The organism is Pseudomonas bharatica (assembly GCF_048586865.1).
GTDB lineage: Bacteria > Pseudomonadota > Gammaproteobacteria > Pseudomonadales > Pseudomonadaceae > Aquipseudomonas > Aquipseudomonas bharatica.
Genome location: NZ_JBMAWR010000035.1, coordinates 1 through 21714 on the forward strand (window position 1 = coordinate 1; position 21714 = coordinate 21714).

Below are 21714 nucleotides of genomic sequence, written 5' to 3' on the forward strand. Positions count from 1 at the left end.
TATGGCGGGGGGGGGGGGGGCCCCCCCCCCCCCGCCCGAGCAGATGTCCGCACAGCAGGCCCGATTGCCCGCCGCCGATTACGAGACAGTCGAGCATTCAAACCCCCAGGGTGGCTTTCAGGTCCAGGGCTTCGCCGGACAGCTCGGACCACACGAAGCGGGCCAGGGCTCCGACGGTGACGAAGTCATAGGCGGCGGTCGGGTCGAGGGCGATATCCAGGTGCCGTTCGAGCGCAGCGATCAGCTCGACCCTGGCCACCGAGTCGAGGCCGATGTAGTCGAACGACAGGTTGTCGTGGATCTCCTCGGCGAAGTCCGGTTGGTGCACCTTCAGGTAATCGCGCAGACGCCCCTTGATCAGGGCGTTGACAGCGGCCAGCCCGTCTTCGCTGGCCCAGGAGGCGTCAGGGATCGGGGCGCAAAGCGTGGTTTCGGTAGTCATGGCGCAATGGCCTCCAGGCAGGACGGGGCGGACAGGCGGGTGGAATGAAGCAGCAGGCGATGGTCCTCCAGGCTGCCGTCGAGGTAGCGGGCGGCACACAGGTGGCGCTGCACCTTGCCGCTGGACGTACGGGGAATGCCGCCCTGGTAGAGGAAAACGATGCCCTCCAGGCGGACCTCGTGAGCGCTCATCAACACCGCCCGCGCCTCCCGGCACAGCCGGGGGAAGTCCAGCCCGGCGGCAGCGCGGTCGCGCCGTGGAAATTCGATGCAGGCGACCACCCGCGACGGGCCGCCGTCTTCCACGGCGAACACCGCCACGGCCGCCTTGGCCAAGGCCGGCAAGGCCTCGCGCAGGCTGGCCTCGAGGTCGTGGGGATGAAGATTGCGCCCGCGCAGGATGATCAGCTCCTTGATACGTCCGGCGATGTACAAGGCTCCCTCATGGAGCAAGCCCAGGTCACCGGTGCGCATCCACGGCCCCTGGCCACAGGCCGTGGTGGCGGCGAAGGTGGCGGCGCTGGCCTCGGCGTTGGCCCAGTAGCCTGCGGCGACACTGGGGCCGGCGAACCACACCTCGCCGGTCTGGCCGTCGGCGAGCACGGCGCGGCTTTCAGGATCGACGATCGCGACCCGGTGATCGCGCACCGCCGGCCCGCAACTGACCAGCGCCTTGCCCTCGACATCGAGGCTTCGAAGCCCGTCCGCCGTAGTGCCACCGGAGACGATCAGCGTGGCCTCGGCCAGGCCGTAGCAGGGCACCACCGTCCCCGGGCGCAATCCACAGCGGGCGAACTTCGCCTCGAACTGCTCAAGCACCGTGGCACTCACCGGCTCGGCCCCGCAGAAGAGGATGCGCAGGGCCGACAGGTCCAGTTGCGCGGCGCTGCGTTCGTCCATTTCGGCCTGCACGCACAGGGCCAGGGCGAAGTTCGGCGCAGCGGTGGCCACTGCCCGGCTTTGGCTGAGCAGGCTCAGCCAGCGCAGGGGCCGCTGCAGGAAGTGCATCGGCGCCATGAACAGGTAATGACCGCCCAGGGCAATCGGCTGCAACAGCGCGCCGATCAGGCCCATATCGTGGAATTGCGGGAGCCAGCCGGCGCCGACGAAGCCTTCGTCCAGGCGCGAGACCGACTGGATGGCGCGCTCGTTGGCGATCAGTTGGCCGTGGCGGATCATTACCCCCTTGGGTACCCCGGTCGAGCCGGAGGTGTACTGGATGAAGGCCAACTGCTCGGGCCCCGGACGCTCCAGCACCGGGCTGGCGCTCGCCGACGCCGGCGGTTCGCAATGAAATGCCAGGTCGGCGGCCAGGCCCTCGGCGACCGAAGCGCGCAATTCCGCCACGGTCAGCACCGCCACCGCACCGGCGTTCTTCACGATCTGCCCGAGCCGGGTGTAGTGATGGCTGTTGCGCGCCAGGTTGGCCGGGATGGGTACCGCCTGCGCATAAGCGCAGGCGAAGAACGCGATGACGAAATCCAGCCCGGTGGGGAACAGCAGCAGCACGTTGCGCTGCGCCAACCCGGCCTGTTGCAGCACCGCCGCATAGGCGCAGGCGCGCCGCTGCAACTCGCCATAGCTGAGAACCTGGCGATCCTCGTCCTTGTGGCCGATAAAGGTGTAGGCCGGGGCATCGGGCTGGGTCGCCGCGTAATGATCAAGGCAGTCGAGGATGGTGGCGGCGCGATCCAGAACCATCATGCCGGCACCTCCCCGCTGATCCGCCGCAGCATGCGGATGCCCGCCTCCACGGCATCGACGAAGCGCTCCAGGCTGTGCTCGCAGGTCAGCGGGCCGAGGCTGACGCGCAGGGTCGCCTGGATCGCCGCCTCGTCCAGGCCCATGGCCAGCAGCACATGGGAAAGGGACTTGGCATTGTTGCTGGAACAGGCCGAACCGAGCGAGACCTGGATACCGTGCATCTGGTCAAGCAGTGCCGCCAGGGACTCGGCACGGATTCCCGCGAAGCACAGGCTGAGGGTGTTGGGCGCCTGTTTCGTCGGGTCTGCCGAACCATGCACGGTCACTCCGGGAATGCGCCGCTGCAATTGCTCGATCAGGTGGGCACGGTAGGCGCCCATGCGCGCGATGGTATCGGGCATGGCCGCCGTGGCCAGCTCGGCGGCAACGCCCATGGCCGTGACCAGTGCCGAGGCCTCGGTTCCGCCGCGCAGGCCGCCTTCCTGGCCGCCGCCATGCAGCAACGGCTCGAGCACCACGCCACTGCGCAGGTACAGGCCGCCGATGCCCTTGGGCCCGCAGAACTTGTGGCCGGCGAACGACAGGCTATCGATGCCCAGCGCCTGGACGTCCACCGGGATCTTGCCCACGGCCTGCACGCCATCGACATGGAAGTGGATACCCCGACCATGCAGCACCCGGGCGATGTCGCCCACCGGCTGCAAGGTACCGACTTCGTTGTTCATCAGCATGATCGAGACCAGCCGGGTGTCGTCGCGCAGCGCCTGGCGCACCCGCTCGGCACTCACCAGGCCTTCGCGGTCCGGTGCCAGGCGGGTGACTTCGAAACCGAAGCAGCGCTCCAGATGGGCGGCGATCTCGAGGATCGAGGAATGCTCGATCGCCGAAATGACGATATGGGTCGGCCGGGCCACGCGGCCGATGGCACCGCAGGCGAGCAAGGCGCCCTTGATCGCCCAGTTGTTGGCCTCGGTGCCTCCCGAGGTGAAGGTCAGTTCGGCCGGCGCGCAGTTCATCAGGCCGGCGACCTGTTGCCGTGCCGTGGCCAGAGCGTTGCGGTTCTGCCGGGCCAGCGTATAGACGCTCGAAGGATTGCCGAAATGATCCAGGGCTTCGCTCAGGGCGCGGGAAGCTTCCTTGTACATCGGCGTGGTGGCGTTGTAATCGAAATAACCGAGAGTCGACATCCCGTTCTTCCTCAGGCGGCGTTGTAGTGCCGTAGCCGGGCAAAGAGTGAATTGAGCATTTCCAGGCAATGGTGTTGCGACGGTTCGATCTCGCCGAGCATCCGTTGCATATCGGCTGGAGTAATAGCGTCGATATGCGCCAGCGAGCGGCCGTCTACTTCGCTGCAGAATATATTTCCGGTGGCCAGGGAAGTTGCACAGCCCCAAGCCTGGTAACGAACATTGCGAATCGAGTTTTCGACCACTTCGAATTGCACGCGAATACGGTCACCGCATACGGGGTTGCCCAGTTCGATAGTTGCAGCCTGTTCATCGAGTTCGGCGGCATACAGCGGGTTGGAGAAGTTCCTGACGATAATATCGTTGAACATACAATGTCCTTTTGCGAGGTCCACATTTATCAACTGGCGATCGGGCACACCGGCGTTGCGTCGGACGTTTGTCCATCCATGGTCTTTTCCAGGTTCACCGCGCAGCAACCGAACTCCAGCGAGGACGGCGCGCGCATCACATATTCCATGCGCTGGCCGCTGCGGCCCGAAGGGCTCTCGCCTGGCAGCAGGATCACGATGTCTTCGGTCAGGATCATTCCCGGCGTAGCCAGCGCCAGCGGGTCGAGAATCCCCAGCACGCCCTTTTCGCCGGGCGCCACTTCACGGCTCAGGTCGTTCATGTCGCGTACGGTGAAGTGCACGTAGGGCGAGACGTGCTTGACCTGGTGCTCGTCGTCGATGGCCATGACGTTGGATTCCACCAGCGCATAGATATCCCGCACCGAGCCCGGGTCGATGCCCAGGTACTCCTGGCACATCAGGTTGAATTCGCGACGGGAGATCATCTGCCCGGTAAAGCGTTTCCAGCCGCCGAGGGTAATGACCCGGCTGCTGCGGTCCAGTTGCAGGCGCTGGCCGGTCTGCTTGAGGAACTGCAGCAGGCGGTGGATCAGGAACGGCGGGCCGATGATGTGGCGGGTGAACTGGTTTTCCCAGCCCTTGAGCCGGGCGATGGCCTGCTCCGGAACGAAGCGCTCCTCCTTGACCATGAACTCGTGGGTGTCCAGCAACCCGGCAAGCATGTTCAGCGCCTTGATCATGCCCATCTCCGGGATTTCCTCGGTGGACGGGCAGATATACAGGCCGGCGCCCTTGGAGATCCCGAGGAACTCGCGGTACATCGCATAGATGGCGACCACCGCGACATCCACGGTCTCGTGGCAGCGCCGGGAAATGCTCGGGATACCGCTGGTGCCGGTGCTGCGCATTTCATGTTCGATTCGGGCAAGCGGTTTGGACAGCAGCTCATGACTGCTGGCGGACTTGAACTTGGCGATCGGCACCAGCGGAATGCGGATCAGGTCTTCATACGTTGCAATGCTATGTTCATCGATGCCCTTGCTTTCGCACGCCTGGCGATAATAGGCATTGTTACGGTAATGAAAACGGAAGGCCTCGACGATCAGGGAAGTCTTGATTTCATCTAGGCGTGCCTGGGGCAAGCGATAAAGTTCCGATACCGAAGCGGCCGCGGCTTTCAACGGGTCGATACCCAGTTCTTTCAAGGCCGCAGAAAAATCGCTGTTGTTCATGAAGTTCCTCATTTCCATTGATGGTTGTTTTAAAACAGACAAGCGCAGGGGACCGCAGACCGAACATTGAAAGTTCGATCTTTTAAATCAACTTTTTCAGCGCCCGGCCGTCAGCGCAACGACAGCCCTGATAAAACAGGTCCGGTTGTACAAGCGAACAGGCAACTACCCGAAGCCATAGGACTTCGAATAATCAACGAGGGCTAATCAGAGGGGGTATTCATTTCATCAACATCCTTGTTGAGTTATACGAACCGGGTCGGTTCGCCGATCCATGGGTATTACGATGGAGGCACGATAAACCCTCTAGTGACTACAGAGTCAAGCAGTGACCTACAAGAAACCCTGTATTTTCTACAAGGTCGGCGGAACGCCTCCTACGCACCCGAATACAGGACACCTCGCCCCGCGATCCTTTATAGTGCCGCCCATGATCAGAGACCCTTTCGAACGCCTCGGCCTCGACCGTGAAGTGCTCACCGTCAGCCAACTCAACGGCCGCGCCCGCGTGCTGCTGGAAGATGTCTTCAGCAGCATCTGGGTCGAGGGCGAGATATCCAACCTCGCCCGCCCCGCCTCCGGCCATGTGTATTTCACCCTCAAGGACAGCGGTGCCCAGGTGCGCTGCGCGCTGTTCCGCAATAACGCGGCGCGGGTCCGCCAGGCCTTGCGTGACGGGCTGGCGGTGAAGGTGCGCGGCAAGGTCTCGCTGTTCGAGGGCCGTGGCGACTACCAGTTGATCCTCGACACGGTCGAGCCGGCCGGCGACGGCGCCCTGCGCCTGGCCTTCGAGGCACTCAAGGAAAAGCTCGGCGCCGAGGGCCTGTTCGCTGCCGAACGCAAGCGCTCGCTGCCGGCGCATCCGCAGCGCATCGGCATCATCAGCTCGCCCACCGGCGCGGTGATCCGCGACATCATCAGCGTGTTCCGCCGTCGTGCCCCGCAGGTCGAACTGAACCTGGTGCCCACCGCCGTGCAAGGCCGCGAAGCCATCGGGCAGATCGTCCGGGCCCTGCAGAAGGCCGATGCCCAGGGCTTCGACGCGCTGATCCTGGCCCGGGGCGGCGGTTCGCTGGAAGACCTCTGGTGCTTCAACGAAGAAGCCGTGGCCCGCGCCATCGCCGCCTGCGTGACGCCGATCGTCAGTGCAGTGGGGCATGAAACCGATGTCTCGATCAGTGACTTCGTCGCCGATGTCCGCGCGCCGACGCCGTCGGCCGCCGCCGAGCTGCTGGCGCCCGACAGCAGCGACCTGCAACGCCGCCTGGAAAGCCTGCAACGGCGCCTGTTGCTGCGCATGCAGAACCGCCTGATGCACGATCGCCTGCGCCTCGACGGACTCAGCCGGCGCCTGCGTCATCCGGGCGAGCGCCTGCGCCAGCAGGCCCAGCGCCTCGATGACCTGGACATGCGCCTGCGCCGCGCCTTCGAGCAGCGCCTGAACCAGCGCCGCGAACGCCTGGCCCGTCTCGACACGCGCCTTGCCGCGCAGCATCCGGGACGTACCCTGGCGCTGCTCAAGCAGCGCCTGGACAACCTGTCCGCGCGCCTGCCCCGGGCCATGCGCGACACCCTGAAGGATCGCCGCCAGCAGCTCCAGGCCCAGGTGCAGATGCTCGAAGTGGTCAGCCCCCTGGCCACCCTCGGTCGCGGCTACAGCATCCTGCTCGACGAACGCGGCCAGGCGATTCGCAGCGCCGCGCAAACGAACAATGGCCAGCGTCTCAAAGCCCGCCTCGGCGAAGGCGAGTTGCTGGTGCGGGTCGAGGACAACCACCAGACCCCGGTCACGCTTTCCCTTCTGGACTGAACCCATGCCACGACTGCTTTGCGCCTTTCTCCTGCTGTGCCTGACCTTCGCCGGCAGCGCCCATGCCAGCTACATCACTCGCCAGTTGAACAAACCGGTACCCGGCGGTGTGGCGGTGATCGACCTCGGGCCCTCGGCCCAAGCGCCGAGTGCGCGCTTCGACGGCAAGCCGGTACTGGTGGTGAAGGAGCAGGACAACTGGCTGGCCATCGTCGGCATTCCCCTGACCCAGAAGCCCGGCGTTGCCCGCATCACCCAGGGCAACCGCACCCTGACCTTCAACGTTGGCAGCAAGAAGTACCAGGAACAGCACATCACCTTGAAGAACCAGCGCCAGGTCAACCCGAACCCGGCCGACCTCAAGCGCATCGACGCCGAGCTGGCCGAGCAGATCAAGGCCTACCGCAGCTTCAGCCCCGGTACGCCGAGCAACCTGATCCTCGACAAGCCGGTCAGCGGCCCGCTGTCCAGCCGCTTCGGCGTGCGCCGTTTCTTCAATGGCGAAGAACGCAATCCGCATTCCGGCCTGGACTTCGCCGTGCCCGCCGGCACGCCGGTCAAGACCCCGGCCAACGGCAAGGTGATCCTCACCGGCAGCTATTTCTTCAATGGCAACACGGTGTTCGTCGATCATGGCCAGGGTTTCATCAGCATGTTCTGCCACCTGTCGAAGATCGATGTGAAACCCGGGCAGGTGCTGACCCGCGGGGCGGTGATCGGCAAGGTCGGCTCCACCGGCCGGGCCACCGGGCCGCACATGCACTGGAACGTCAGCCTGAACGATGCGCGGGTCGATCCGGCGATCTTCATCGGTGCGTTCCAACCCTGAACTACCCGCCAGGCGGCGCTCTTGCGCCAATCAAAAAGACCGCGCAACCGACGCGGTCTTTTTGATTGGAATGCGCGATTAAATGTCGGTAAAAAGCAGATTCCGCACATTTCTATCAATTTTTTCGAGGTGCTTGCCATCTTTCACCTCACTGGTTAGGGTTGAGGGCATGAAAACCTTTGAAACCCTCATCCGCCTCCGCCAACACCGCAGCCTTTGCCTGGTCAGTGCACGACTACCAAGCTGAATCGCGTCGCCTCGCCCATTCCAAGATTCCATGTTTCCGGCAGGCCCGTTCCAGGCCGCATCAAAAGGATTGCTCCCATGTCCATGCTCAAAGACCCTTCGAAGAAATACCGCGCCTTCCCGACCATCGACCTGCCCGACCGTACCTGGCCGTCGAAGACCATCACCCAGGCGCCGATCTGGTGCAGCTCCGATCTGCGCGACGGTAACCAGTCGCTGATCGAGCCGATGGATTCGGAAAAGAAACTGCGCTTCTGGAAGACCCTGGTCAGCGTGGGCGTGAAGGAAATCGAAGCGGCCTTCCCGTCCGCCTCGCAGACCGATTTCGACTTCGTCCGCACCCTGATCGAAGACGGCCACATCCCTGACGACACCACCATCCAGGTCCTGACCCAGGCCCGCGAAGACCTGATCTCGCGCACCTTCGAATCCCTGCGCGGGGCGAAGAAGGCCATCGTCCACCTGTACAACGCCACCAGCCCGTCGTTCCGCCGCATCGTCTTCAACCAGGACAAGCAAGGCGTGAAGGACATCGCGGTGAACGCGGCCAAGCTGTTCGTCAAGTACGCCGCCCAGCAGCCGGAAACCCAGTGGACCTTCCAGTACTCGCCGGAGACCTTCAGCGCGACTGAAATGGAATTCGCCAAGGAAGTCTGCGACGCGGTGATCGAGGTGTGGAACCCGACCCCGGAACACAAGATCATCCTCAACCTGCCGGCTACCGTCGAAGTCTCGACGCCGAACGTCTACGCCGACCAGATCGAGTGGTTCTGCCGCAACGTCAACCGCCGTGACAGCGTGATCATCAGCCTGCACTGCCACAACGACCGCGGCACCGGCATCGCCGCCACCGAGCTGGGCCTGATGGCCGGCGCCGACCGTGCCGAAGGCTGCCTGTTCGGCAACGGCGAACGTACCGGCAACGTCGACCTGGTGACCCTGGCCCTGAACCTCTACACCCAGGGCATCGACCCCGAGCTGGACTTCTCCGACATCGACGGCGTGCGCAAGGTGGTCGAGGAATGCAACCAGTTGCCGGTGCACCCACGTCACCCGTATGTCGGCGACCTGGTCCACACCGCATTCTCCGGCTCGCACCAGGACGCCATCCGCAAGGGCTTCGCCCAGCAGAAGGAAGACGCCCTGTGGGAAGTGCCGTACCTGCCGATCGACCCGGCCGACATCGGCCGCAGCTACGAGGCGGTGATCCGCGTCAACAGCCAGTCCGGCAAGGGCGGTATCACCTACCTGCTGGAACAGGAATACGGCATCAGCCTGCCGCGTCGCATGCAGATCGAGTTCAGCCAGGTGGTCCAGGGTGAAACCGACCGTCTTGGCCTGGAAATGACCGCCCAGCAGATCTACAACCTGCTGCACCGCGAATACCTCCAGGCCAACGCGCCGTACGCACTGGTCAGCCACCGCCTGCAGGAAGAAAACGGCCACAGTGCCGTGGAAGTGGAAGTCGCCGGCGAAGGCGAAACCACCCTGCACTGGCGCGGCAAGGGCAACGGTGCCCTGGAAGCCCTGGTCGCCGGCCTGCCGGTTGCCGTGGAGATCATGGACTACAACGAACACGCCATCGGCGCCGGCACCAATGCCAAGGCTGCGGCGTACATCGAACTGCGCGTGGCCGGTGGTCGTCCGGTGCACGGGGTGGGCATCGATGAAAACATCACCACTGCCAGCTTCAAGGCCCTGTTCAGCGCGCTGAACCGCTCCCTGACCCAGCAGGCGGCGAGCAAGGCAGCGTAAGCCGCCAGGCACGCTCGCTGCTCGACCAAGGCCCGCCTCCCGAAGGCGGGCTTTTTTTCGTGTGAAAAAAAAGGGGCGCCGACCAAGCGCCCCGAACAGCCGTAACCACTTATCCTTCGAGCAGCGCCATCGCCTCGGCGCTGCACTTCTCCACGGCGGCCCAGTCGCCGTTCCTGATCCAACTGCTATCCAGCATCCAGGTGCCACCCACGCACATCACGTTGGGCAGGCCCATGTAGCTGAGCAGGTTATCCGGACGAACCCCGCCAGTCGGGCAGAAACGCACATCGGCAAAGGGCCCGGCATAGGCCTTGATCGCCGCGATGCCGCCGCTGATTTCCGCCGGGAACAGCTTGAAGCGCCGGTAGCCGAGGGCGTAGCCCATCATGATTTCCGACGGCGTGCTGATCCCCGGCAGCAGCGGGATATCGCTTTCGACGCCGGCCTGGAGGATTTCCCGGGTCACGCCGGGGGTGACCACGAACTGCGCGCCCGCCGCTTCCACCGCCTCGAACTGGGCGCGGTCCAGCACGGTACCGGCGCCGATGCACAGCTGCGGACGCTGCTCACGCAATACCTTGATGGCCTTCAGGCCATGCTCGGAGCGCAGGGTCACTTCCAGGGTGCGAATGCCACCGGCGGCCAGGGCATCGGCCAGGGGCAGGATATCGGCCTCGCGGGCGATGGTGATTACCGGCAGGATGCGCGCCTGGTCGCAGATCGCATCGATCCGGGCGATCTTGTCGGCCATCGTCGGCAATGGCGTGGGGCGTTCGAGCGTGGTCATGACAGGGGTCCTTGGCTCATGGGCACCAGTAGATGCTCAAAGGGTCGTGAAGAAAGGCGCGAATCGGCATCTGCGCCGGCTCGTTGCCCGCCAGCGCGGCGCGCAGGGTAGCGAGTTTGCCGGAACCTTGCACGGACAAGGCGGTAAAGCCAGCCGTGGCCAACAGCCGCCGGGTCAGGCTCAGGCGCTGGTGCGGCACGCTCGGCGCCAGCATCGGCAGGCAGCGGCGCTCGCCATCGCGGCGCAGGCCTTCGGCAAGATTGGGGCTGTCCGGGAACAGCGAAGCGGTGTGCCCGTCATCGCCCATGCCCAGCACCAGCACATCGATCGGCGGCAGCTCGGACAGCGCCTGGTCGGCCGCCAGCGCGGCCGCCTCGAGGCTGGCGGCTTGGTGATAGAGGCCGACCAGGCGCGCCTTTGCCGCTTCGCCCTGAAGCAGATGGCGACGCAACAGACCTTCGTTGCTGTCGGCATGCTCTACCGGCACCCAGCGCTCGTCGGCGAGGCTGACGGTCACCTTCGACCAGTCCAGCGCCTCTTGCGCCAGGGCCTGGAAAAACGCAACAGGGCTGCGCCCGCCAGACACTACCAGGGTCGCCCCGCCCTGCCCGGCAATCGCTGCGCGCAGGCGCGCGGCGACGTCCGCGGCCAACTGCCGGGCAAGCTGCTCGGCGGTTTTCAATTCATGGATCGTGACCGTCGCCGGCCACTGCATTTCAGATATCGCCATACCACGACCTCCCATCGCGGGTAATCAGTGCCACCGCCGCCACCGGCCCCCAGGTTCCCGCGGCATAGGGCCGGGGCGCTTCGCCGGATTGCTTCCAGCCGGCGATCAACTGGTCGCACCATTTCCACGCGTACTCGATTTCATCCTTGCGCACGAACAGGTTCTGATTGCCGCGCATCACCTCCAGCAGCAGCCGCTCGTAGGCATCGGGAATCCGTGCGCTGCGGAAGCTGCCGTCGGAAAAATTCAATTGCAGCGGGCTGCTGCGCAGTTGCATGCCCTTGTCCAGGCCCTGTTCCTTGGTCATCACCCGCAGGGAAATACCCTCGTCCGGCTGCAGGCGGATGATCAGCTTGTTGCCGATCTGCAAACGCTGTTCCGCCGCGAAGATATAGTGCTGCGGTTCCTTGAAGTGAATGACGATCTGCGACAGTTTCTGCGGCATGCGCTTGCCCGTGCGCAGGTAGAACGGCACACCGGCCCAGCGCCAGTTGCGGATATCGGCGCGCAGGGCGACGAAGGTTTCGGTGTCGCTGTGGGTATTGGCGTTCTCTTCATCGAGATAACCCGGCAGCGCCCGCCCGTCGCTGTGCCCGGCGATGTACTGGCCGCGCACCACGCGGGTGCCCAGGCCTTCGCCGGTGATCGGCGCCAGGGCCTTGAGCACCTTGACCTTCTCGTCGCGGATGCTGTCGGCGGACAGGTCGCTGGGCGGGTCCATGGCGATCAGGCAGAGCAACTGCAGCAAGTGGTTCTGGATCATGTCGCGCAGTTGCCCGGCCTTGTCGAAATAGCCCCAGCGTCCCTCGATGCCGACCTTCTCGGCGACGCTGATTTCCACATGGGAAATCGAGGTCTGGTTCCACTGGGTTTCGAACAGGCTGTTGGCAAAGCGCAGGGCGATCAGGTTCTGCACCGTTTCCTTGCCCAGGTAATGGTCGATGCGATAGATGCGGTTTTCCGGGAAGAACTGCGCCACCGCGTCGTTGACCCGCCGCGACGACTCAAGGTCATGGCCGATGGGCTTCTCCAGCACCACCCGGGTACGCTCGGCCAGGCCGACCTTCGCCAGGTTCTCGCAGATACCTCCGTAGACCGCCGCCGGAGTAGCGAAATAGGCGATCAGCGGCGCTTCGGGGGTGACCTGCGCGGCCAGTGCCGGATAGGCCTGGGCGTCGAGGAAGTCCATATGCAGATAGTTCAGGCGGCCAAGGAAACGCTGCAACACCATGGTGTCCAGGGTGTCGGACGCGACGAACTCGTGCAGGTGCGCTTCGATCGAGGCCAGGTGCTCCTGCACGTTGCCGGGCTCGCGGGCCAGGGCCAGCAGGCGGGTGCGCTCATGCAGCAGCCCGGCTCGGTCGAGCTGGTAGAGGGCCGGGAACAGCTTGCGCAAGGCCAGGTCGCCAAGGGCGCCGAACAGGGCAAAGGTGCAAGGCTCAACACTGATCGAAGACATGATGTAGGTTCTTTTACCGAGTGCGTGTAGAAATATCGCGTTCCAGCGTGGATATCAAGAGCGAATGTAGTAATAACAACAACATCTGACCTGCAAGACAGATACAAGTGGTAGGTCTACCCTGCCATCAGTAGGATACAGACCCTGTAAACCCGGCCCCTGCTTGCGCGAACGGGCCGCACCCCCGACCGAAGGAACCCCAATGGACCGCGTGCGCAATCTTCTGGAGCAGATCCAGGGCCGTCTCGACGAGCTGAACAAGGCCGAACGCAAAGTCGCCGAAGTCATCCTTGCCGCCCCGCAGCAGGCCACCCGCTTCAGCATCGCCGCACTGGCCCAGGCGGCCAAGGTCAGCGAGCCGACGGTCAATCGCTTCTGCCGCTCCTTCGGCGTCAGCGGCTACCCGGAACTCAAGCTGCAACTGGCGCAAAGCCTGGCCAGCGGTGCAGCCTACGTCAGCCGCGCGGTGGAGCCTGACGACGATCCGGCGGCCTTTACCCAGAAAATCTTCGGCAGCACCATCGCCTCCCTCGACAGCGCCTGGCAGCAGCTCGACCCGGCGCTGATCAGCCGCGCCGTGGACATGCTGATCCAGGCCCGGCAGATCCATTTCTTCGGCCTCGGCGCCTCGGCGCCGGTGGCGCTGGATGCCCAGCACAAGTTCTTCCGCTTCAACCTCGCGGTTTCCGCCCATGCCGATGTCCTGATGCAGCGCATGCTGGCGTCCGTGGCGCATACCGGTGAGCTGTTCGTGATCATTTCCTATACCGGACGCACCCGGGAACTGGTGGAAGTGGCGCAACTGGCGCGCGACAACGGCGCCTCGGTACTGGCCCTGACCGCCGCCAACTCGCCCCTGGCCCGGGCCAGCAGCCTGAGCCTGAACATTCCGCTGCCGGAAGACACCGACATCTACATGCCGATGACCTCGCGGATCATCCAGTTGACCGTGCTGGATGTGCTCGCCACCGGCATGACCCTGCGCCGCGGCGCGGACTTCCAGCCGCACCTGCGCAAGATCAAGGAAAGCCTGAATGCCAGCCGGTATCCGCTGGATGATGAGCTGGGCTGATCCGGAATCTGCTTCAAGCTACGACGCGATCCCACAGGGGCCGCGTCAGCCTTTGTAAGTTTGTAAACTTACTACAAGGTTGCCTCAGAACGAGCTCTGCACCTTGATCCCCGCCACCAGCGCGTTGTCGACCTCGTCCACCCCACCCGGACTCTTGATGTATTGCAGGTTCGGCCGCACGGTCAGCCAGTCGGTGACGTGGAAACCGTAATACAGCTCGGCGTTGTACTCGCTGCGCTGGATCGGCACGAAGGCCGGGTTGTCGTAGTCATCGATGCCGTTGCCGGCGTTGATCAGCTCGGCCCGTTTCTTCACGTCGTCGTTGACGTGGATCCGCGCCACGCCAAAGCCGATGTCGTCCTTGGGCCGCCCGTCGAACGCGCCCTTGTAGACCAGGCCCACCTGCTGGTAGTTGTCGACCACGTTGGTGTCCCTGTCGTGCACGGTGAAGTTGGCGAACAGGCTCAGCCCGCGATTGGCGTCCCCCTTGTGCGCGGTGACCTGCTGCTGCGCCACCACCCACCAGCCATGCTTGCTCGAATGGGTACGGTCAGGGTCGCTGATGTCGTCGGCCTTGGCGGTGCTGTAGTAGTACCCCAGGCGGTACTCGCCCGGCAGCCCGCTGACCTGCGGCGACCAGACCAGCTCGACAGGCAGGATCATGCCCTTGGTCCCGCTGCCGCTGAGCTTGAAGCCGTTGCCGGTTTCCAGGTTCGACGGGTTCTGTTCGAACACCCCGACCTGGGCGAAGAACTCCGGCGTGATGTTGTACTTGACCCGCATCGCCCACTGGCTGACCGGCCAGTTGTACCAGATGCCGCCCACCCAGTTGCCCACCTGCGAACCACAGAACGCCAGGTTCTGGAAATCGCAGGGGAAGCTGTTGAAGTCCTCGCCTTCACCGAAGCGCCCGACCTTCACGTCGAGGGCGCCATCGAAGTATTTCTGCTTGATCCACATCTGCGTCAGCCGCCAGGTCTGGCCACGGCCCCAGACCTCCTGCACCGAGCTGAACTGCCCGGCGCGCGGATCGCTGATCCGGTCGTTGGACAGATTGCGCCCGCTGCGCTCGGTGATTGCCAGCTTGAACTCGGCATCGTGCCAGCCAAGGATCTTTTGCAGATCCAGCTTCATGCCCAGGGCGAACTGGTCGCTGTAGCGTGCGGTGCGGTCGTCGTTGTAGCCGCCGTGCAGGTTGGTCGCCGCCTCGCCGACATAGTCGAGGGTGAAGTCGTAGCCCTTGTCCAGCAGCTCGGTACGGGCCCCGCCCCAGTCGCCGGTCATCCATTTCGACGACGACTCGAAGGCCCCGGCGGCCAGCGCCGGGTTGCTCGCCACCGCCACCAGCAGGGCCAGCGGGGTCAATCCTGAAATGCGCTTGAAGTACTCCATCCGTTGTTTCCTCGTTTTCTTGTTATCGATGGTGATTCATGCACGGCAGGCGAAGTTCAAGGCTCAACGCCCTTTGAACTGCGCCACGTTGCCCTTGCTCGCGGGCGGGTTGCCGATCGCACCCAGGCGTTCGCCGCTGGCAGCGTCGAACAGCAGCACCCGGGCAGGATCGAATTGCAGGGTCAGGCTGTCACCGACCCGCGCCGGAACATCCGGCGCCAGGCGGCAGCAGACCTTGGTCTGGTTGAGGGTGACGAACACCAGCAGGTCCGGCCCGGTGGGCTCGGTGATCTGCACCTCGGCGCGGATGCTCGGCATGCCGTTGCCTTCGCCGGGCGCCAGGCTGATCTGTTCCGGGCGAATGCCGAGGATCACGTCGCGATCCTCCAGCCCGGCCTCGCTCAAGCCCAACGGCAGCTCGCAGCGTGCCTGGCCGCTGTCGAGCAGCGCCTGCAGGCGCCCTTCGCGCCGCTGCAGGCGCAATGGAATGAAGTTCATCGGCGGCGAGCCGATGAAGCTGGCGACGAACAGGTTGGCCGGGTCGTTGTAGATCTGCTGCGGCGTACCGAACTGCTGGATCAGGCCGTCCTTCATCACCGCCACCTTGTCGCCCAGGGTCATGGCCTCGATCTGGTCGTGGGTGACGTACACCGTGGTGGTCTTCAGGCGCTGGTGCATCAGCTTGATCTCGGTGCGCATCTCCACCCGCAGCTTGGCATCGAGGTTCGACAAGGGTTCGTCGAACAGGTAGATCTTCGGCCGCCGCGCCAGCGCCCGGCCCATGGCCACGCGCTGCTGCTGGCCGCCGGACAGCTGGCCGGGCTTGCGCGCCAGCAAGTGCTCGATCTGCAACAGCCGCGCGACCCGCGCCACTTCCTCGTCGATGGCCGCCGCCGGCATCTTGCGGATCTTCAGGCCGAAGGCGATGTTGTCGCGCACGTTCATGGTCGGGTACAACGCGTAGGACTGGAAGACCATGGCGATATCCCGATCCTTCGGGCTCATGCCGCTGATATCGGCCTCATCCACCAGGATCGCCCCGCCGCTGATCTGCTCAAGGCCGGCAATGCAGTTCATCAGCGTGGATTTGCCGCAGCCGGAGGGCCCGACGAGGATCAGGAATTCCCCGGAATCGATCTTCAGTTCGATGTTCTTCAAGGTATCCGGCAGACCGCTGCCGTAGCTTTTGTTGACGTTGCGCAGTTCCAGCGTTGCCATGCTTCACCCCTTGACCGCGCCGGCCGTCAGCCCGCGCAGGAAGTATTTGCCCGCAAGGACATAGACCAGCAGGGTCGGCAGGCCGGCGATCATCGCGGCGGCCATGTCGACGTTGTATTCCTTGACCCCGGTGCTGGTGTTGACCAGGTTGTTCAGGGCCACGGTGATCGGTTGGGCGTCGCCGCTGGCGAACACCACGCCGAAGAGGAAGTCGTTCCAGATCTGGGTGAACTGCCAGATCAGGCAGACCATGATGATCGGCACCGACATGGGCAGGAGGATCCGCCCGAAGATGGTGAAGAACCCCGCGCCGTCCAGCCGCGCCGCCTGCACCAGGGCCTGGGGCACGCTGCAGTAGTAGTTGCGGAAGAACAGCGTGGTGAAGGCCAGGCCGTAGACGATATGCACCAGCACCAGGCCGGTGGTGGTGCTGGCCAGGCCGAGCTTGCCCAGGGTGAAGGAGGCCGGCAGCAGCACGGTCTGGAACGGCAGGAAACAGCCGAACAGGAGCAGGCCGAAGAACAGCTGCGAACCGCGGAAGCGCCACATCGACAGGACGTAGCCGTTGAGCGCGCCGAGCAAGGTGGAGATCAATACCGCCGGCACGGTGATCTTCACCGAGTTCCAGAAATAGCCGCCCACCGTGTCCCAGGCCTTGATCCAGCCGATCCCGGTGATCACCTGCGGCCAGCTCAGCAGGTTGCCGGCGCGGATGTCCTCGGGGGTCTTGAAACTGGTCAGCAGCATGACCAGCAGCGGCACCAGGTACAGGGCGCAGGCGGCCAGCAGGGTGGTGTAGATGGCGATGCGGCTCAGGCGCAGCGATGGGCTAGTCATGGCGCTTGCCTCGCAGTTCCGAATACAGGTACGGCACCAGGATCGCCAGGATCACGCCCAGCATCAGGATCGCGCTGGCCGAGCCCATGCCCATCTGACCGCGGCTGAAGGTGAAGGAGTACATGAACATCGCCGGCAGGTCGGAGGCGTAGCCCGGGCCGCCGGCGGTCATGGCCGCCACCAGGTCGAAGCTCTTGATCGCGATGTGGGCAAGGATCATCAGCGCACTGAAGAACACCGGGCGCAGGCTCGGCAGGACGATGCGCAGGTAGATGACCGGCAGGCTCGCGCCATCGACCTGGGCGGCACGCACGATGGACGAATCGACGCCGCGCAGCCCGGCCAGGAACAGCGCCATGACAAAGCCCGAGGCCTGCCACACGGCAGCGATCACCAGGCAGTAGACGACGCGGTCCGGGTCTACCAGCCAGTCGAAGCGAAAGCCCTCCCAGCCCCAGTCGCGCAGCAGCTTGTCCAGGCCCAGGCCGGGATTGAGCAGCCATTTCCAGGCGGTGCCGGTGACGATCATCGACAGCGCCATGGGGTACAGGTAGATGGTGCGGATAAAGCCCTCGCGACGGATGCGCTGATCCAGCAGCACGGCCAGCAGCACTCCGACGGCCAGGCTGATGGCGATGAACAGCCCGCCGAACACCAGCAGGTTCTTGCTCGCCACCCACCAGCGGTCGTTGTCCATCAACCGCGCGTACTGGGCCAGCCCGACCCATTTGTAGCTGGGCATGAAGCTGGAGTTGGTGAACGACAGGATGAAGGTCCAGAGGATGTAGCCATAGAAGCCCACCAGCACGATGAGCATGCTCGGGGCCAGGACCAGTTTGGGCAGCCAGCGCTGGAGGGCGTCCAGGGGGGAGGCTCGCCGCTGGGCGATTGCAGTGGTCATGATCGGGGATCTCCGGTGTGAACAAGCCAGCCCAAGGAACAGCACATGACTTATTGATCTAGCCGGGACCTTGTGGGAGCGGGTTCACCCGCGATTGCGTTGGTGAATTCACTATCGTAATCGCGGGTAAACCCGCTCCCACAAGACCGCGCCGCTTGATCGATATTCGTACTACCTGGCCGCCTTGATCGCCGCGTTGAGCTGCTTCACCGCCGTCGCCGGCTCGGCCTGGGGATCGTTGAGGAAGTTGGTCACCACATCGAAGATGGCGCCCTGCACCGCCAGGGTCGTGGCCATGTTGTGCGCCATGCTCGGTTGCAGGCCGTCGCCCTTGGCCGCTTCCTTGAAGTCCGCCGCCGATTTCTGCGTGCAGGCGTCGAACTTGCTCATGTCCATGTCCTGGCGCACCGGCAGCGAGCCCTTGTTCTGGTTGAACACGGTCTGGAACTCCGGCTCCAGGGCGACCTTGGCCAGGTCGTTCTGCGCCTTGATGTCGTTGGCGTCCTTGAGCTTGAACATCGCCAGCGAGTCGATGTTGTAGGCGAAGCTGCCCTGGGTCCCGGGGAAGGCCACGCACTGGTAGTCCTTGCCAGCCACCTTGCCGGCAGCGCTCCACTCGCTCTTGGCCCAGTCGCCCATGATCTGCATGCCGGCCTTGCCGTTGATGACCTCGGCGGCGGCGATGTTCCAGTCGCGCCCGGCGCGGTTGGGGTCCATGTAGGTGCCGAGGCGCTTGAGGGTGGCGAAGGCCTCGGTCATCTGCGGCCCGGTCAGGGTCTTCTCGTCGAGGTCGACGAAGGCGGCGTGGTAGCCCTTGGGCCCGAGGATGCTCAGCACCAGGTCTTCGAACACCGTGCTGTCCTGCCAGGGCTGGCCGCCGTGGGCCAGGGGAATGAAACCGGCGGCCTTGAGCTTGTCGGCGGCGGCGAAGAGCTCGTCGAGGGTGGTCGGCACCTTGGCTCCGGCCTTGTCGAACACCTGCGGGTTGATCCACAGCCAGTTGACCCGGTGGATGTTCACCGGCACTGCGACATAGTGGCCGTCGTATTTCATGATATCGGCGACCTGCCTGGGCAGCAGGTCGTCCCACTTGTTGGCGGCGGCCACGTCATCCAGTTCGGTGAGCAGGCCGAGGGCGCCCCACTCCTGGATATCCGGGCCCTTGATCTGCGCAGCGGAAGGCGGGTTGCCGGAAATGGCGCGGGTTTTCAGCACGGTCATGGCGGCAGCACCACCGCCACCGGCGACGGCATTGTCCTTCCACACGAAGCCGTCCTTCTGCACTTGTTGCTTGAGGGTTTCCACGGCCTTGGCTTCACCGCCGGACGTCCACCAATGCAGGACATCGACGGTACCGGGATTATCGGCGGCGTGGGCAGCGAGGGGAAACAGCGAGGCCAGGGAAACGACGGCGGCGAGACGGGTAAGCGCATTCATCGGGAGAAGCCTTTTTGTTGTTTTCACTGGAGTCTAATCAGGGGGTGGAAGGCGGAGGTAACGAAGGGATGCGGGAATGTCACCAGGCAGTGACATTGGCGCTGATCTCATCGCTGGCAAGCCAGCTCCCACAGGGTGGGAGCTGGCTTGCCAGCGATGAGACCCGGGAGATCAATCAAGATACCGGGGCAGGCTCAGGGTCACCCGCAACCCACCCTCCCGGAGATTCCTCAAACTCACCTCCCCGCCATGGCTATGGGCAATATTCCTGGCAATCCCCAGGCCCAGGCCATACCCCTGCTGCTTCCCGGCCAGGCGGAAATGCGGTTCGAACACCTGTTCCAGCTGTTGCGCCGGCACCCCGGGGCCTTCGTCGTCCACATGCAGAACGAAGCTGTCCTCGCTATCGATGATCCGCAGGTGCGCCCGCTCGCCATATTTCAACGCGTTGTCGATCAGGTTGCCGATACAGCGGCGCAACGCCAGCGGCTTGCCCGGGTAGGCCGCTTCGGCATGCCCTCGGATGGTCACCCGGCCGCTGGCAAGGTAAGGCTCGACCAGGCATTCCAGCACCTGGTTGAGATCGATGGCTTCGATGTTTTCGTGGATATCCGTGTCCTTCACGCATTGCAGCGCGCCTTTCACCAGCATCTCCAGTTCGTCCAGATCCCGTCCGAACTTCGCCTGCACCTGCTCGTCCTCCAGCAGCTCGACGCGCAAGCGCAAGCGCGTGATCGGCGTACGCAGGTCGTGGGAAATCGCGCTGAACAATTGGCTGCGCTCGGTGAGATAGCGGCTGATGCGCTCGCGCATGGCATTGAAGGCGCGCGCCACTTCCTCCACCTCGCTGCCGCCGCCCTCCACCACCGGCGCCACGTCCGCGCCGAGGGACATTTCCCGCGCCGCCAGGGCCAGGCGCTTGAGCGGCCTGCTCTGCCAGTGGACCAGCAGGCCGATGAACAGCAGCAGGAAGAAACCGGTGAAACCGATGAACAGCACCTGCTGACGCGGCAGCCCTTCATCTTCGAGGGTGGTGTAGGGCTCGGGCAGCAGCGAGGCGATATACAGCCACTCGCCCTCGGCCAGGCGGATCTGGGTGACCAGCACCGGCGGCTCCACCGGCTCCAGCGTGAGCGCGTAATGCGCCCAGGAACGCGGCAGTTCGTCGAGCTTCAGGCCACTGTTGAAAATCCGCAGGTCCTGCGGGCTGACGAACTCCACCGAAATGCGCATCTCGCCCAGGCGCTGGCGCAGCACTTCGTCCACCGCGGCGATGACCGCCTCCTTGCGCGGCGTGCTGGGCAGCACCTGCATGTCCAGCGGGCGATCGTTGAGTGAGACGAAGAAGCGCGTGCCGCCCATGCTGCGCAACTGGTCCAGCACCAGCGGTCGATAGGCCAGGGGCAGCGAGCGGAAGTAGCTGACACTGGCGCTCATCGAATGCGCCAGGCTTCGCGCACTGGCGACCAGCCCCTCGCGCTGGCTGGCACGCAGTTGCGACAGCCAGATCAGGCTCGACAGGCCCTGGGCCAGCAGCACCACCAGCAAGGTCAGCAGCAGCATCCGCCCCAGCAGCGAACGCGGCAGCGGCAGGCGCCGACGGCGCTCAGTGCGACGCAGCAACACTGGCCGCCAGCAGGTAACCGCTGCCCCGCACGGTCCGGATCAGCCGCGGCGGCTTGCCGGTGTCGCGCAGGCGCTGGCGCAGACGGCTGACCGCCATATCGACGATGCGATCCAGTGGCATCGGCTCGCGTCCGCGCGTGGCATTGCCGATGGTGTCGCGGTCGAGAATCTGTTGCGGATGATCGAGGAAAAGCTTGAGCAGGGCGAAGTCGGCGCCCGACAGAATCACCTCCTCGCCGTCGCGATGGAACAGGCGATGGCTGACGGTATCCAGGCGCCACTCATCGAAGGCCAGCACCTCGCCGCCAGGGGCCTGGAACCCGGCCCGGCGCAACAGCGCCTTGATCCGCGCCTGTAGTTCGCGCGGGCTGAAGGGCTTGCCGAGGTAGTCGTCGGCCCCCAGCTCCAGGCCGATCACCCGATCGGCCTCGTCGGAGCTGGCGGTCAGCATGATGATCGGCACGCGGGCCTGGCGCGGATGCTCGCGCACCCAGCGGCACAGGCTGAAACCGTCCTCGTCGGGCAGCATCACATCGAGGATCACCAGGTCGCTGCCCTCGGCATCCAGCGCCTGGCGAAACGCCTGGCCGTCGGCCACGGCGCGCACCTGGAAACCGCAGCGGCTCAGGTAGGCGTCCAGCAGTTCACGGATGTCCTGGTCGTCATCCACCAGCAGAATCGACTTGCTCACGAAAGAG

Annotated in this window: 19 protein-coding genes; 4 read left to right on the forward strand and 15 right to left on the reverse strand. The window is 64.6% G+C overall.

Annotation, left to right across the window (positions count from 1 at the left end; all coding sequences use genetic code 11):
* Window positions 1-97: 97 nt before the first annotated feature.
* The 5 genes from ACKLLE_RS25670 to ACKLLE_RS25690 are packed head-to-tail and all read right to left on the reverse strand — an operon-like array spanning window position 98 to window position 4917.
* Window positions 98-442 (reverse strand): acyl carrier protein, encoded by a 345-nt coding sequence (locus ACKLLE_RS25670; protein ID WP_420059416.1) that lies wholly within the window; start codon window positions 440-442, stop codon window positions 98-100.
* On the reverse strand, window positions 439-2145 hold the full coding sequence (locus ACKLLE_RS25675) for a fatty acyl-AMP ligase (protein WP_420059417.1): 1707 nt from the start codon (window positions 2143-2145) through the stop codon (window positions 439-441). The genes ACKLLE_RS25670 and ACKLLE_RS25675 overlap by 4 nt, the downstream gene beginning before the upstream one ends.
* Window positions 2142-3332: a cysteine desulfurase family protein gene (locus tag ACKLLE_RS25680; protein ID WP_064301677.1), complete on the reverse strand. Its 1191-nt coding sequence runs from the start codon at window positions 3330-3332 to the stop codon at window positions 2142-2144. The genes ACKLLE_RS25675 and ACKLLE_RS25680 overlap by 4 nt, the downstream gene beginning before the upstream one ends.
* Window positions 3333-3343: 11 nt before the next feature.
* Complete coding sequence (locus ACKLLE_RS25685; protein ID WP_064301676.1) at window positions 3344-3703, reverse strand: iron-sulfur cluster assembly scaffold protein; 360 nt, start codon at window positions 3701-3703, stop codon at window positions 3344-3346.
* Window positions 3704-3732: 29 nt separating this feature from the next.
* Window positions 3733-4917 carry a LuxE/PaaK family acyltransferase gene (locus tag ACKLLE_RS25690; RefSeq protein ID WP_420059418.1) on the reverse strand — a complete coding sequence of 395 codons (1185 nt, stop codon included), beginning with the start codon at window positions 4915-4917 and terminating at the stop codon, window positions 3733-3735.
* A 430-nt stretch (window positions 4918-5347) separates the two neighbouring features.
* On the opposite strand from ACKLLE_RS25690, the gene xseA reads away from it, so the two are divergent.
* The 3 genes from xseA to leuA all read left to right on the forward strand — a co-directional run bounded on the left by xseA (window position 5348) and on the right by leuA (window position 9557).
* A complete protein-coding gene (gene xseA / locus ACKLLE_RS25695) occupies window positions 5348-6727 on the forward strand; it encodes an exodeoxyribonuclease VII large subunit (RefSeq protein WP_420059419.1) in 1380 nt (459 codons plus the stop codon).
* Window positions 6728-6731: 4 nt separating this feature from the next.
* Window positions 6732-7556: a peptidoglycan DD-metalloendopeptidase family protein gene (locus ACKLLE_RS25700; RefSeq protein WP_064301673.1), complete on the forward strand. Its 825-nt coding sequence runs from the start codon at window positions 6732-6734 to the stop codon at window positions 7554-7556.
* A 324-nt stretch (window positions 7557-7880) separates the two neighbouring features.
* Window positions 7881-9557, forward strand: a complete 1677-nt coding sequence (gene leuA, locus ACKLLE_RS25705) for a 2-isopropylmalate synthase (RefSeq protein ID WP_064301672.1) — start codon at window positions 7881-7883, stop codon at window positions 9555-9557.
* 109 nt (window positions 9558-9666) lie between these two features.
* On the opposite strand, the gene ACKLLE_RS25710 is transcribed toward leuA, so the two are convergent.
* From ACKLLE_RS25710 to zwf, 3 genes are read right to left on the reverse strand one after another with little or no spacing between them, the layout of a single operon-like run.
* On the reverse strand, window positions 9667-10344 hold the full coding sequence (locus tag ACKLLE_RS25710; RefSeq protein WP_420059420.1) for a bifunctional 4-hydroxy-2-oxoglutarate aldolase/2-dehydro-3-deoxy-phosphogluconate aldolase: 678 nt from the start codon (window positions 10342-10344) through the stop codon (window positions 9667-9669).
* Between the two features lie 16 nt (window positions 10345-10360).
* Entirely contained in the window at window positions 10361-11074 is a 714-nt protein-coding gene (gene pgl, locus ACKLLE_RS25715) for a 6-phosphogluconolactonase (RefSeq protein WP_420059421.1), read from the reverse strand.
* Entirely contained in the window at window positions 11061-12533 is a 1473-nt protein-coding gene (gene zwf / locus ACKLLE_RS25720) for a glucose-6-phosphate dehydrogenase (RefSeq protein WP_420059422.1), read from the reverse strand. Before zwf ends, pgl begins: the two co-directional genes overlap by 14 nt.
* A gap of 211 nt (window positions 12534-12744) precedes the next feature.
* Between zwf and ACKLLE_RS25725 the strand changes: the two genes are divergently transcribed.
* Window positions 12745-13605 (forward strand): MurR/RpiR family transcriptional regulator, encoded by an 861-nt coding sequence (locus ACKLLE_RS25725; protein ID WP_205884576.1) that lies wholly within the window; start codon window positions 12745-12747, stop codon window positions 13603-13605.
* Window positions 13606-13689: 84 nt separating this feature from the next.
* Here ACKLLE_RS25725 and ACKLLE_RS25730 read toward each other — a convergent pair whose 3' ends face one another.
* The 7 genes from ACKLLE_RS25730 to ACKLLE_RS25760 all read right to left on the reverse strand — a co-directional run bounded on the left by ACKLLE_RS25730 (window position 13690) and on the right by ACKLLE_RS25760 (window position 21707).
* Complete coding sequence (locus ACKLLE_RS25730; RefSeq protein WP_420059423.1) at window positions 13690-14997, reverse strand: carbohydrate porin; 1308 nt, start codon at window positions 14995-14997, stop codon at window positions 13690-13692.
* A gap of 63 nt (window positions 14998-15060) precedes the next feature.
* Window positions 15061-16215, reverse strand: coding sequence for an ABC transporter ATP-binding protein (locus ACKLLE_RS25735; protein WP_009398302.1), 1155 nt, complete (start codon window positions 16213-16215; stop codon window positions 15061-15063).
* Between the two features lie 3 nt (window positions 16216-16218).
* Window positions 16219-17052, reverse strand: a complete 834-nt coding sequence (locus tag ACKLLE_RS25740; protein WP_009398300.1) for a carbohydrate ABC transporter permease — start codon at window positions 17050-17052, stop codon at window positions 16219-16221.
* Window positions 17045-17953 (reverse strand): carbohydrate ABC transporter permease, encoded by a 909-nt coding sequence (locus ACKLLE_RS25745; protein WP_420059424.1) that lies wholly within the window; start codon window positions 17951-17953, stop codon window positions 17045-17047. The genes ACKLLE_RS25740 and ACKLLE_RS25745 overlap by 8 nt, the downstream gene beginning before the upstream one ends.
* A 171-nt stretch (window positions 17954-18124) precedes the next feature.
* Window positions 18125-19390 carry an ABC transporter substrate-binding protein gene (locus ACKLLE_RS25750; RefSeq protein ID WP_064301664.1) on the reverse strand — a complete coding sequence of 422 codons (1266 nt, stop codon included), beginning with the start codon at window positions 19388-19390 and terminating at the stop codon, window positions 18125-18127.
* Window positions 19391-19561: 171 nt separating this feature from the next.
* A complete protein-coding gene (locus ACKLLE_RS25755) occupies window positions 19562-20977 on the reverse strand; it encodes an ATP-binding protein (protein WP_167654026.1) in 1416 nt (471 codons plus the stop codon).
* 19 nt (window positions 20978-20996) lie between these two features.
* On the reverse strand, window positions 20997-21707 hold the full coding sequence (locus ACKLLE_RS25760) for a response regulator (RefSeq protein ID WP_009398290.1): 711 nt from the start codon (window positions 21705-21707) through the stop codon (window positions 20997-20999).
* Between the last annotated feature and the right edge of the window lie 7 nt (window positions 21708-21714).